The 11,938-nt window shown below is 51.4% G+C and carries 11 protein-coding genes, 1 tRNA gene and 1 other annotated feature; of the genes, 4 read left to right on the top strand and 8 right to left on the bottom strand.

What is annotated here, in order from left to right:
* Window positions 1–87: 87 nt before the first annotated feature.
* Window positions 88–447 (bottom strand): hypothetical protein, encoded by a 360-nt coding sequence (locus tag A3848_RS06730; protein ID WP_074084179.1) that lies wholly within the window; start codon window positions 445–447, stop codon window positions 88–90.
* A gap of 201 nt (window positions 448–648) precedes the next feature.
* Between A3848_RS06730 and A3848_RS06725 the strand changes: the two genes are divergently transcribed.
* The gene (locus tag A3848_RS06725) at window positions 649–963 is read left to right on the top strand and encodes a hypothetical protein (RefSeq protein ID WP_074084178.1); all 315 of its coding nucleotides are present in this window, start codon (window positions 649–651) and stop codon (window positions 961–963) included.
* A gap of 252 nt (window positions 964–1,215) precedes the next feature.
* Window positions 1,216–1,436: a binding site (T-box leader), on the top strand.
* 74 nt (window positions 1,437–1,510) lie between these two features.
* Window positions 1,511–3,373, top strand: a complete 1,863-nt coding sequence (locus A3848_RS06720; protein ID WP_074084177.1) for an arginine--tRNA ligase — start codon at window positions 1,511–1,513, stop codon at window positions 3,371–3,373.
* Between the two features lie 116 nt (window positions 3,374–3,489).
* On the opposite strand, the gene A3848_RS06715 is transcribed toward A3848_RS06720, so the two are convergent.
* Both A3848_RS06715 and A3848_RS06710 read right to left on the bottom strand, forming a co-directional pair.
* Window positions 3,490–3,563, bottom strand: a tRNA-Arg gene (locus tag A3848_RS06715).
* A 237-nt stretch (window positions 3,564–3,800) separates the two neighbouring features.
* Window positions 3,801–4,157, bottom strand: a complete 357-nt coding sequence (locus A3848_RS06710; RefSeq protein WP_074084176.1) for a hypothetical protein — start codon at window positions 4,155–4,157, stop codon at window positions 3,801–3,803.
* A 279-nt stretch (window positions 4,158–4,436) separates the two neighbouring features.
* On the opposite strand from A3848_RS06710, the gene asnB reads away from it, so the two are divergent.
* Together asnB and A3848_RS31635 are read left to right on the top strand one after the other, a co-directional pair.
* Window positions 4,437–6,281: an asparagine synthase (glutamine-hydrolyzing) gene (gene asnB / locus A3848_RS06705; RefSeq protein ID WP_074084175.1), complete on the top strand. Its 1,845-nt coding sequence runs from the start codon at window positions 4,437–4,439 to the stop codon at window positions 6,279–6,281.
* A complete protein-coding gene (locus A3848_RS31635) occupies window positions 6,223–6,717 on the top strand; it encodes a hypothetical protein (RefSeq protein ID WP_143192349.1) in 495 nt (164 codons plus the stop codon). Before asnB ends, A3848_RS31635 begins: the two co-directional genes overlap by 59 nt.
* Here A3848_RS31635 and A3848_RS06700 read toward each other — a convergent pair.
* From A3848_RS06700 to A3848_RS06680, 5 genes are all read right to left on the bottom strand, one after another.
* Window positions 6,714–7,550, bottom strand: coding sequence for an aldo/keto reductase (locus tag A3848_RS06700; protein ID WP_074084174.1), 837 nt, complete (start codon window positions 7,548–7,550; stop codon window positions 6,714–6,716). The genes A3848_RS31635 and A3848_RS06700 overlap by 4 nt on opposite strands.
* A 257-nt stretch (window positions 7,551–7,807) precedes the next feature.
* The gene (locus tag A3848_RS06695) at window positions 7,808–8,266 is read right to left on the bottom strand and encodes a cupin domain-containing protein (RefSeq protein ID WP_074084173.1); all 459 of its coding nucleotides are present in this window, start codon (window positions 8,264–8,266) and stop codon (window positions 7,808–7,810) included.
* A 143-nt stretch (window positions 8,267–8,409) separates the two neighbouring features.
* Window positions 8,410–9,345, bottom strand: a complete 936-nt coding sequence (locus A3848_RS06690) for an SPFH domain-containing protein (RefSeq protein WP_074084172.1) — start codon at window positions 9,343–9,345, stop codon at window positions 8,410–8,412.
* A complete protein-coding gene (locus A3848_RS06685) occupies window positions 9,345–9,779 on the bottom strand; it encodes an NfeD family protein (protein ID WP_074084171.1) in 435 nt (144 codons plus the stop codon). The genes A3848_RS06690 and A3848_RS06685 overlap by 1 nt, the downstream gene beginning before the upstream one ends.
* 273 nt (window positions 9,780–10,052) lie before the next feature.
* Window positions 10,053–11,741, bottom strand: a complete 1,689-nt coding sequence (locus A3848_RS06680; RefSeq protein ID WP_256702188.1) for a glycosyl hydrolase family 18 protein — start codon at window positions 11,739–11,741, stop codon at window positions 10,053–10,055.
* Window positions 11,742–11,938 lie beyond the last annotated feature (197 nt).

The raw sequence follows: 11,938 nt of genomic DNA, 5'->3' as shown, positions 1-11,938 counted from the left end.
ATTTCCTAAATAACAAAGCAGGGACCTCCTCTCGTATACCGCCGGAAGGTCCCTGTTTCTGTTCTCATTTTCTAATTTGATTTCGTATTATGCCTCCTGACTTGTTTTCTCGTGTTCCACTACACGATGAGCTCCGACCAGCTGACCAGACGATTGTTTGCCCCACACGGATATTCCAACAGTCTCCACATCTCCAGAACCGGTTGTAAACACAAACTCGAAGGCATCCAAATCAGCAAAATAATTTCTCGTCACAACTTCATCGGGTCCGATATTAATCACTTCATTTACATACAACGTTCTTGTTGTGCCAAGCACATACCCTTGAATGGTTACAGTGACAGCACCTACTGTATTTCTGCATACCATTTTCACCGTCACCAGCTGTGTGGGTCTAACCCCCAGAACCGCATTGTTCTCCAGGGGTCCAGTTGATAAAATAGCCATCTTGTCCCACTCCTCCTTTCTTGTATTCACCATTCAGTCTATGAAGCTAAGACTCTTGCAGTGTTTGATCCTAGTCGCACAATATATTCATATTCGAGCAAGCGGCTAACCGTGTGGACAGAAGACAGGCTCCATTCACCGATAGCAGCGCAAGAGCATAGAGTGTAGAAATAGATTGTTTTATGGAAGAAGGGAGATTCCATGCCCCCTCCTGGAAAGGGGAAAAAGACCGGTGCCAAAAAACAACCGGCTAATCCCAACAAACAAATTCCAAAAGGATTGGAATACACAGTGGCTGTACTGCTGCTGACCGGTAAACTGCGGGTAGATTCTATCCAGATGTATACCGATGCTTCCCTGTTCGTCAGTTTGACGGGAAAGTATAAATCCTTGGGCGATTTAAGCTCCGGCAATGCTAACAATGTTGATAAGCTGCTCAGCTTCCTGGATGATAATAGCAGCTTGACCTTGAACGAAATCATGACCGCCCTGAAGAAAAAAACCGATAACTCCTGAAGCCCGGAAAAATGACGAAAGGGAGGCGCATTGACGGATGGACAGCTTTGACGGAGAGGACTTTGCCGGCGGTATTCTGCTTGTAATCGTAATTGCCCTGCTGATTTACGGCTCGACAGACATTAAAAATCTAACGGGTGCACCCGCTGCGGATTGATCGGTTATTCTCCGGCGCCCTGATGCCTGGTTTGGCCTCACCACAAAATGGCTATTGCTTTCTTCCAAAAATTCGCTATACTGATAAAAATCAATCCACATTCGATGAACGGGAAAGTAGTGATCCAGGACCCTAGTCCCCAGCGAGCCGGGAGAGTGTAAGCCGGTACAGATCCTGTCATGAAGCGCACCCGGGAGATGGACTTCTGAACTGGCAGTAGGAAGCCCCGGCTGAAGGCCGTTAACCTGTGAGGTGGCTGAACCCGGTGTTCGGCAACGAGAGTGGTACCGCGAGCGCTTATGCCCTCGTCTCTTTTAGAGACGGGGCTTTTTTGTGTTTGCCGGACCCCTGGATTTGCAGCTGTAGTGCATTTTTTAAGGAGGGAATCCCATGTTAAGTCAACTGATTAGCAACCATTTGGAACAAAGTGTAAACCAAGTAATCCGTAGTCTCGGGGCAGAATCTGCAGAACCGGTAACCGTTGCCCTGGAGCAGCCTGCGAATGCCGATTTCGGTGATTATTCAAGCAACATTGCCATGCAATTGGCCAAAAAACTGCGCAAAGCTCCCATGACCATCGCCGGACTGATCACGGCAGAGCTTAAGCAAATGAGCATTACCGGAGGATTGTTCGAACGCATCGAGATCGCCGCTCCGGGATTTATAAATATGTACATCAACTGGCAGGAATGGGCGGGCTATTCCTTTGAGCTGCCTACGGGCAGCGGGGAAAAAGTGATTGTCGAGCATACCAGCGTCAATCCGAATAAGTCTATGCATATAGGCCACCTGAGAAACTCCTGTATCGGGGATGCGCTGGTAAGAATTTTACGGAAAACAGGGTACAACGTGGAGGTCCACAACTATGTGGATGATCTGGGCAATCAACTGGCGGATACGGTAGTGGGCTTGCTTCATGTGCCGCTGGCCGGTGAGCATGTCCGTTTCGGGGATTACTGCTGGGATATCTATGCCGCCATCAACAAGGAGTATGCACTGCAGCCGGAGAGAGTCCATAAACGGACGGACATTCTCCATGAACTGGAGGAAGGCCACGGTAATACAGCCTGGCTCGGCCAACTGGTTGCTGAACGGATCGTAAAAGAGCATGTCGCAGAGATGGACAACTTCGGCATCGGGTATGATCTTCTGGTCTGGGAGAGCAGTATTTTAAAGGAGGGCTTCTGGTCATCCGCCTTCAGTCTGCTGAAAGAGACCGCAGTATTCGTCCAAGAAACAGAGGGTAAGCTAGCAGGGTGCTGGATTCTGAAACAACCGGGGGCTGACGGGACGGAGAGCGATTCGGAGGATCATCAAAAGGACAAGGTGCTGGTGCGTTCTAACGGAATTTTGACCTACACTGCCAAGGATATTGCCTATCATCTCTGGAAATTCGGATTGCTGGACAAGGATTTCAGCTATAGCAAATTCAACTCGGGACTTTGGACAACTGGTTTAACTGGAGGTCCTATGGCTTTTGGCAAGGCGGACAGAGTGGTCAATGTCATCGACTACCGGCAGGAGTACCCGCAGGCGATGGTGAAGCAGGCACTTGAAGTACTGGGGTATGGGGAGCAGGCAGAGAAGCTGAATCATGTCAGCTACGGTGTAGTTTCACTCAGTCCGGCTTCCGCCGCTGAGCTTGGCATCGATACTTCAGAGAGCAAAAGCTCCTACGCCATGTCCGGCCGCCAAGGGATTGGCGTCAAGGTGAGCGATCTGGTCCAGCTCATGGAGAGCAGCATCGAAGCCGCCCGCTCCGACAAAACCGGCCTCTCCAGCCGGCTCATCGCCACCGCCGCAATCCGTTATTACTTGCTGCGCTTCAATCTGGGCACGGAGATTGTGTTCGACTTCAAGCAGGCCACAGAGATTTCCGGTAATACCGGGGTCTATCTGATGTACACCTTCGCGCGTGCGGGCCGTGTGCTCAGCAAAGCAGATTCCCCCGCGGAACAGGAAGCGGTTCCCCAGTTCCCGGCACAGCTGGAGAAAGCCGAGCTAGCCTTGCTTAGACAGCTCAGCACCTGGGAGGACACTCTTTATACGGCGAGCCGCGAGCTGACGCCTGGTAGTATTTGCAACTACGCTCATACTCTCGCCTCGCTGTTCAACAACTTTTATTCCACCTGTCCGATCCTTAAGGGAGAGGATACCTCCATCCGCTTCCGGATCTGGCTGACTCTGCGCTTTCAGAACACCCTCGGCGAAGTCTTGGATGTACTCGGACTGCCGAAACCCGACCGGATGTAATAAGAACGGGCTGATTGCGAAGCGAATGCTCTCGATGCTTATGCTCCAACGAACCGTTCGGGCTTCTCATCCCCCGGACGCACAAACAGCCTTCCCGAAGGAAGGCTGTCCAGTGACGTCCCGGAAGGGATTCGAACCCCTGACCGTGCGCTTAGAAGGCGCATGCTCTATCCAGCTGAGCTACCGGGACACATGTGAAAATGCAAAGCTTATAAGACATATGTATTAACGCAACGTTATCTATTATACCTTATTCAGCAAATTTTTCAAGAGGCCGTTTAAAAGTTTGCCAATTCTTCTCTTCTTACCGGCATTTCTGCCCCCGGAGCGAATATAGAGGAAGTCTATCTGCTTCACCCTCAAAACACCGCTGCCGGGGCAGGTTCAGCGGCATGAATTCCGCTGCCGCTGCTCTTTAGCCTACTCTTTAGGACAGCTTATGGAAATGAGCCTCCAGCTGTTTTTTCAGATCTCCAAAAATGAGCAGCTCCTGCTGAAACTTCGACCGTTCATCCTCCGGAGTCATAATGGTGCTGCCGGTGAACCCCCTGAACGTTACGTCCTGAAATGCATCATGCAAATTGTTATCAAACCAGTCGGTTGCGGTATCGGCATCATTCGTCAGAATGCGTACAATTTCATAGCCTTCCTCGCGCTGGTCTTCCACAATGTACACCAAAAGGGCAGAATCGCCCACAGCCCCCGGCAATACGCCAACCTCTGCACATGGTGCGCCGTCGTATTCGGTCATTCTGCGGATTTTGGCGTCTTTAATATAATACACTGGTCATCATCCCTCCTGGCAAATTTTCCTCTTCTCTAGTGTTCGGATAAGGACATACATTTTATGCCTTCCTTCGGCATATATCTGTATTACTTGGCAAAAAAGAAACAAGTGGAAACGGCTCCGCCGACCCAAAGAAGCCTATACTTCCGAAGGAGCGATACTTTGTATCGCATTGAGGAAGCCGTTTCAGCGAGAAATATAAGGATCATTTATTGCGTAAAGCATATAAATTCTTATATTTGGACAACAATCGCACAAAAGAGAGGATGAAACATCATGTGCGGAATAACCGGATTTATCCAGTGGCGCGGCGACCTCACACAGCACTCGCAACTGCTCGTAAAAATGACTGAAACCCTGGAGAACCGCGGACCGGATGCAGCCGGAACCTGGATCTCTGGCCCATGCGCTTTCGGACACCGGAGACTTAGTGTGATCGATCCCGAGAATGGCGCCCAGCCGATGATCGCCCGCCATGACGACAAGGTGTACGCGATTGTGTATAACGGCGAATTATATAATGCCCCTGAGCTCAAAATCGAACTCAAGCAGCGCGGGCATCATTTTCTCACGGAATGTGATACAGAGGTTCTGCTCCAAGCCTATATCGAGTGGGGACCGGACTGCACAGAGAAGCTGAATGGTATTTTTGCTTTTGCCGTGTGGGACAGTTTGCGCGATCAGTTGTTTTTGGCACGCGACCGTCTGGGGGTAAAACCGCTGTTCTACAGTCAGGTCGACGATGTGTTTGTCTTTGGCTCTGAGCCCAAAGCGCTGCTGCAGCATCCGAAAGTGAAGCCCAATGTCGGACCGGAGGGGCTTGCGGAAATTTTCATCATCGGACCGGCCCGTACACCGGGACAGGGGATATATAAAGATATATTCGAGCTTCGTCCAGGTCATGCCATGATTTATAGCCGGAATGGAATCCGCAAATATGCCTATTGGGAGCTTACCAGCAACGAACACACTGACAATGTGGATGAAACAGCGGCCAGGGTCCGCGAGCTGCTGCAGGATACTTTGGAGCGCCAGTTGGTTTCCGATGTTCCGGTCTGTTCCCTGCTCTCCGGAGGGCTGGATTCAAGCGCGCTGACCGCACTCGCCGTAGACTATTACAACCGGACCGGCCAGGGCCAGGTAGATACCTATTCCGTAGATTATGTCGATAATGACAAGCATTTCAAAAGCCACACCTTCCAGCCCGGTGCAGACGGCCCCTGGATTAAGCGGATGGTCGATGAACTGAAGACGAATCACCACTATGTGGCGTTTGATACCCCCGAGCTGGTGGCAGCGCTGGATAACGCCCTCTATTCGCGGGATTTGCCAGGGATGACCGATGTGGATTCTTCCCTTTATTTATTTTGCCAGGAGATTAAAAAGAATGCGACCGTCGCCATTTCCGGCGAAGCAGCCGATGAGATCTTTGGCGGATACCCGTGGTTCCACCGTGAAGAAATGCTGTCTTCAGGCACTTTCCCTTGGGCGGTCGCACCAAAAATGCGTTCTGAGCTCCTGTCACCGGAGATCCGTGAATGGATACGTCCGCTGGAGTATCTGGGTGACAGATATAGCGACGCGGTAGCAGAGGTGCCAAAACTTGACGGCGAGACCGGCAAACAGGCGCAAATGCGTGTGATGTCCTACCTCAACATTACCCGCTTCATGCCTACCCTGCTGGATCGCAAGGACCGGATGAGCATGGGCGTGGGCCTGGAGGTCCGCGTGCCTTATTGCGATCACCGTCTCGTGCAATATGTATTCAACATTCCCTGGGAGATCAAGACTGTAGGCAACCGGGAAAAAGGCATTCTCCGCAAAGCCTTGGAAGGCATTCTCCCGGACGATGTGCTCTACCGTAAAAAAAGCCCATACCCCAAAACACATAATCCGGCTTACTTAAATGCTGTCCGGACGCAGATGCTGAACATTCTGGATGACTCTTCCTCCCCTATTCTTCCATTAATAGACGCCGCCAAAATCCGTGAAATCGCCGCATCACCGGAATCTTCCAGCAATCTTCCCTGGTTCGGCCAATTGATGTCTGGTCCGCAGCTGTTTGCTTATCTATCCCAAGTCAATCTCTGGCTGCGCAAGTATAACGTTTCGATCGGGTAAAACATCTGCCGGGTTAGCATTCACGCAGATCTATCGCTCTGCAGGTCTGCCCCTAGCCTACGGGGCAGCGGCCATTCTAGCTCATACCCTGATTACCGGCAGTGCGCCGGATATGCGCCAGTTCGGCTTAACCTCTGATCTGCCGCCGCAGTTTGGTGGCTGGATGACCGCACTCGTGTGGATGCTTACCTTCGATTACCGCCAGCACAGTAAAGGGCGGAATTGCCCTGCCCGAAAGGCAGCTGTTCTGCCGCGTTCACCTAACCGTAGCCTGTGCGCTCCCGCTCAGTCTATTAAGCGGCAGAGCCTGGTGCTGCCTGCATCATTTCCGGCAGAGCTGCCGCTAATCCATCCTCTTAAGCCAAAGAGCAAGTCCCACGAAGGAGACTTGCTCTTTGGCTTTCAATATTGTACCCAATGCCTTTTATGTGCTTAAAAGTTGAAATTATCCGGGTCCGGACCGAAGCGGTGATTCTGATTCAGATCTTCAATCGCTTTGACATCCTCATCGCTGAGGGTGAAATCGAAGAATCCCGCATTCTCCACGATGCGCTCGGCATGTACGGATTTTGGAATCGTGACGACACCTTGCTGCAGATCCCAACGGAGCACAATCTGCGCTACGGTCTTGTTGTATCTACCGGCTAGTTCTTTCAACAGCGGCAAATCCAGATTCCCCTGCATGAGCGGGCTCCAGGCTTCTACCTGAATATCATGCGACTTCGCATACTTCAGCAGCTCGCGCTGGGTCAGAAGCGGATGGAATTCCACCTGATCCACCGCAGGCACCACTCCCGTATCGTCGATGATATCCTGCAGATGATGCGGCTGGAAGTTGCTCACGCCAATGGATTTGACAAGCCCCTCCTTTTGCAGATGCACCAGAGCTTTCCAGGAATCGCGGTACTTACCGGCCACAGGCCAATGGATCAGGTACAGATCCACAACATCCAGGCCAAGCTTCTTGCGGCTGACCTCAAAAGCCTTCAGTGTCGACTCATACCCCTGGTCACCGTTCCACAGCTTGGTCGTAATAAACAGCTCATCCCTGTCCGCTCCACATTCACGGATGGCTTGCCCGACACCCTCTTCATTCTTGTATCCGGCAGCCGTATCGATACTTCGATAACCGGTCTCCACCGCCGACTTCACCGCCTGAATCACTTCTTCCCCGTTCTTGGTCTGCCATACTCCAAGCCCCAGCCAAGGCATGGTTGCCCCGTCATTTAACGTAGGCCCCCCGGAAAAGGGTCCGTTTGCTTCTGTCATGATTAGCCCTCCAGTCGTAATGGTATTAAGCGGAAACGGCCCGCCATCCTATCCTCGGCTAGTGTCCGTCTCAGCGAGAAATATAAGGATAATGTAAACCGCTGCATTTCAGCGTGCTTATCCCTGAACAAACTTCCTTTAACCTTATAATCGGCATAGTAATCAGCCATTATCAAAATCAGTATAGCAGTTCATGCCTTAGATACAAAAAATGGAGTGCAGCTGCAAACACAGCCACACTCCATTTACCGTTCAGTTTATTTCCCGATCAGCTTGAAATCATCGAAATGGAACTCGGGAGAGACGATGCAGGAGACCAGCACCGGCTCTTCGCCGAGCGGGCGGGCGGCCTGCCATACGCCTGGCGGAATAACTACCTGAGGCTGCTGGCCGGCTGCAATGTCAAGGCCCAGAACGACCTCAGTCACATTCTCCGGCTTGTCACCGCTCCCTCCCAGACTCAGAACTATCGGGCTGCCGGAATGCCACAGCCAGATTTCAGACGAGAGCACCGTGTGCCATTCCGAGGCTTCGTCCGCATGCAGCAGAAAATAAATGGAAGAGGCCGATGCTCTTGGCCCGGAGTAGCTCTCACCCAGGGTGTCCTGCGGAATTTCAAAAGGGGCATTCCATAGTCTTTTATACCAGCCGCCTTCCACGTGAGGCTGCAGCCCCAGCGCTTCCACCAGTGGCGAAATTTCTTTTTGCGTCACCATATTCTCTCCTTATAGTTTTGCCAAGCAAAACTGGCTTCGTAAGCACACACCTTAAGTTTTGCCCAGCAAAACTGACTTCGTAAGCATGCGCTTCGTTTTGCTTTTACTTTAACGGAATGTGACGCAATTGTAAAATATCCCTCTTACTTGCTCTCCTTGCTCGCCTTGAACACCTCAGCCATAGCGCCGAGCGTGCCCAGCGTATCCACAGCACTGGTAGGCAGGAACACCTTGTTAGCCGCTCCCTTGGAAATTTCGGTCAACGCCTCAAAAGATTGATATGCGAGCACCCGTTCATCGAGTCCAGCGCTGCTGATCAGCTGAATACGGGCCTTCTCGGCCTCGGCTACCGCTTGAATCGCTTTGGCCTGACCAAGTGCCTCCAGCTCCTGTGCCTGGCCTAAGCCCTCAGCCTGACGGATACGCGCTTCCTTATCGCCTTCTGCCTTCAGGATCTTACTCTGCTTATCACCTTCGGCACGCAGGATCATATCCTGCTTAGCGGCTTCGGCCTCCAGCACAATCGCACGTTTGCTTCGCTCCGCCTTCATCTGCTTATCCATCGCTTCCTGGATATCGAGCGGAGGCTTAATATCAATAACCTCTACACGCTCAATCCGCACGCCCCATTTCTCCGTAGCCTCATCCAGCGCAAGGCGGATATCCGAAGAAATCTTTTCCCGGCCGGACAAGGTTTCATCCAGCTCCAGCTTACCGATGATCTGCCGCATGGTGGCTGTGGAAATGTTGCGCACCCCGTATACATAATCGGAAATGCCATAGGTTGCCTCTTCCGGGCCTACCACCTGATAGAAAATAATTGTATCGATCTGTACCTGTACATTATCCTTGGTAATCACGGTCTGCGGCGGCACATTGGCCTGTTGAATCCGCAAATCATGATACGTCCGTACCTGATCGATAATCGGAATAAGGATATTCAGCCCCGGTGTAAGCAGCCGGTGGAATTTACCGAGACGCTCTACAACCCCTACACGCTGCTGCGGTACGATTTTGATGGTCAGCGCGATAAATACGACAACAACAAAAATAATTATCCCAATAATAGCCCATTGCATTAGTACATATCCCCCCATTTTACTACTTCAATAATTGTGGAGCTTCTTCCGACTACTTTGACCACTTCATCCTTGCCCAGCGCCTCTATTGAGGTTGCGCTCCAGGTGTCTCCGCCTACCTTAACCTGACCGAATTGCCCCGGCTCAATCGGTTCTACAACGAGCCCCTGCCTGCCGACAATTTCAGTCCCTGTATCCTTGAACCCCCGCGAATTGCGGAATCTCGCTACCAGCGGCTTGGAGCAAATCGTCAGCCCCAGCGCAACGATCGAGCCTGCCAAGACCTGCAGCAATACCGCGTCAGGCAGCATAAGGGAAACAAGACAAGCTGCAAGAGCACCAATGCTTAACCAGAGCAGGTAAAACGTAAGCGTCATCATTTCAACGACAAACAGGACACCGGCTGCAATTAACCAAAATACCCAGACCACCATCGGTGAACCCACCACCTTCCGCTATATACTACTATAACGAAATAAACCGTATGACGTTGCATAAATTTTATTAGCCCGGACACAGGCATTACATATCATTATATTACAGCGCGTGGAACTTATGAGCGGCTATTTCTTTTCTTGTACAAAAATCCGTATGTATGGAGGTATGGTTCGATCGTCAAGTGATCCGCTGGAAATTCCAACTGAACAAAAAGCTTGCAGAGTCGGCTCAGCCTTCTCTGCAAGCTTTTTGCTGTTGAAGATAAGCTGTTAATTCAACAGCCAGAGAGCAGGCGTCAAAACCGGCTCCCAGCCTGGCAGCGAGGTATGGGCCTGGCGGCAGGTGTACACATTACCACCATAGCTCACTTTATCGCCCACTTTGTAGGCGAATCCTGCTACCCAGGCGGTTACTCCTGGAGTTGCTGTTGGAGTTGGGGTAACCGTAGCAGTAGGCGTTGGCGTAGCGGTCGGTTTCACTGTAGCGGTTGGCGTTGGCGTAGCGGTTGGTGTCACTGTAGCAGTAGGCGTTGGCGTAGCGGTTGGTTTCACTGTAGGGGTTGGCGTTGGCGTAGCGGTCGGGGTTGGTGTCGGTGTCGGCACCACTCCGCCGCCCAGATCGGTACTCAGCTTGTTCTGCAATGTTTTGTTGCGGTCGCCGCTAGTCTCCCAGAACATCGCTCCTGCCAGGCCTTCGGTTTTGATATAGCTCGTTTTATAACCGAAGGATTCCACGTCATCATAGCTGATGAATGTTTGTGCAGTCGGATTATAGAGATAGGGCACTTTTGAGGTGTTGTTCCAATAGCGGGTATAGCCGTTTTTGTTAATATAGTTGGCTTCGAGATCGTAGAAGTCATAGCTCCCCTTTTCCCATGTGCCTGTGGACGAAATACCGGCTGACACCTGATATTGCCCGTTTCCTGTACTCGGCGCACCGCCCCACCCGCGTCCATAGAACGGCATGCCCATAACGAGCTTATTCGCCGGGACTCCGCTTGCGAGATAGCTTGTGACGGCTTTGTCTATATTATAGTTCGCCGGCTCAGTCAGACCTGTTGAGGCTGCCGCCGGATCGTAGTAGAGCGGAGCATTGTGCCCTGTAGTCGTATTCCAGCTGCCGTTGAAGTCATAGGTCATAATGTTGATCCAATCGACAACGGCAGCAATGCCGCTAAGGTTATTGTTCTGAATGTATGCCGGGCCTGCGCCGGAAGCAATGGTCAGCAGGTAGGTTTTACCGTCGGCAGTTCCGGCGGCATTCAGCTTTTCACGGATTTTCTGCAGCAGCAGCACGTAATTCTGCTTATCCTCCGGGCGGTAACTGTTGCCTGCAAGACCGCCGCTAACCGGATATTCCCAATCCAGATCGACACCGTCCATTTGATACTTGCGGATGAAATCGACTGCAGAATTCGCAAATACTTCACGGGTCGCCGCTGTGGCGGCAACATCGGAGAACCGGTTCGACCAAGTCCAGCCACCGACGGAGATCACCGTCTTGAGGTTCGGATTCTTCGCTTTCAGTTTCCAGAGCTGCTTCAGATTCCCTTTAATCGGATCATCCCATTTGTCATCTCCGAAGCTTTTCTGGGCATCGATCCAGGGATCACCCAGCACAATCGTGCCATTCGGGACGCTGATCGGCTGGCCTTGTTCATTCTGGCAGGTCCAGGTGACCGGATTCGGTCCGGCCGGGTCGGGATTGCCGTGAATCCCGTTCCAGCAAATATCGGCAAAAGCATAGTTGATCACATTCATCTTACTGGGATCAATATCTGTAACGTTGTAAGCCCGTCCGTAGGCAGCCCACGAAGCATAATAACCGACGAGCTTGTAGCCCGCAGCCGCATTTGCAGTTTTGACATGGGTACCTATCGTTGAAAAGAGTGCAATCACAAGAGCAACAGCCATCCCAAGCGCAAAGGTTTTACGAAATCTGCTGTTTGCCAACCTCATTTTCATTTACCTCCCTAGGTTCTATGACTAGCTTGTAATCCTGTTTCACAGACAAGGCTCCTTGTGTCACCTCCAGATTGGAATGTACCTTCATCCATTGTCTCTATTAGATTCACGAGATCCGGATACTAGATGAGTACACAAAAAAAGCGCACGAAAAATGATCATCTGTGCTCTTAATCTTGTAATGCTCTCAT

It is taken from the genome of Paenibacillus sp. P32E, from assembly GCF_001909085.1.
In the GTDB taxonomy this organism is placed as follows: domain Bacteria; phylum Bacillota; class Bacilli; order Paenibacillales; family Paenibacillaceae; genus Paenibacillus_AQ; species Paenibacillus_AQ helianthi.
This window is presented reverse-complemented; position numbering and strand designations above follow the sequence as displayed.

Excerpts from the sequence above, each read along its gene's own strand:
- A3848_RS06730 (WP_074084179.1), bottom strand. The coding sequence starts at position 447 with ATGGCTATTTTATCAACTGGACCCCTGGAGAACAATGCGGTTCTGGGG.
- A3848_RS06725 (WP_074084178.1), top strand. The coding sequence starts at position 649 with ATGCCCCCTCCTGGAAAGGGGAAAAAGACCGGTGCCAAAAAACAACCG.
- A3848_RS06720 (WP_074084177.1), top strand. The coding sequence starts at position 1,511 with ATGTTAAGTCAACTGATTAGCAACCATTTGGAACAAAGTGTAAACCAA.
- asnB (WP_074084175.1), top strand. The coding sequence starts at position 4,437 with ATGTGCGGAATAACCGGATTTATCCAGTGGCGCGGCGACCTCACACAG.
- A3848_RS06700 (WP_074084174.1), bottom strand. The coding sequence starts at position 7,550 with ATGACAGAAGCAAACGGACCCTTTTCCGGGGGGCCTACGTTAAATGAC.
- A3848_RS06695 (WP_074084173.1), bottom strand. The coding sequence starts at position 8,266 with ATGGTGACGCAAAAAGAAATTTCGCCACTGGTGGAAGCGCTGGGGCTG.
- A3848_RS06690 (WP_074084172.1), bottom strand. The coding sequence starts at position 9,345 with ATGCAATGGGCTATTATTGGGATAATTATTTTTGTTGTTGTCGTATTT.
- A3848_RS06685 (WP_074084171.1), bottom strand. The coding sequence starts at position 9,779 with ATGGTGGTCTGGGTATTTTGGTTAATTGCAGCCGGTGTCCTGTTTGTC.
- A3848_RS06680 (WP_256702188.1), bottom strand. The coding sequence starts at position 11,741 with ATGAGGTTGGCAAACAGCAGATTTCGTAAAACCTTTGCGCTTGGGATG.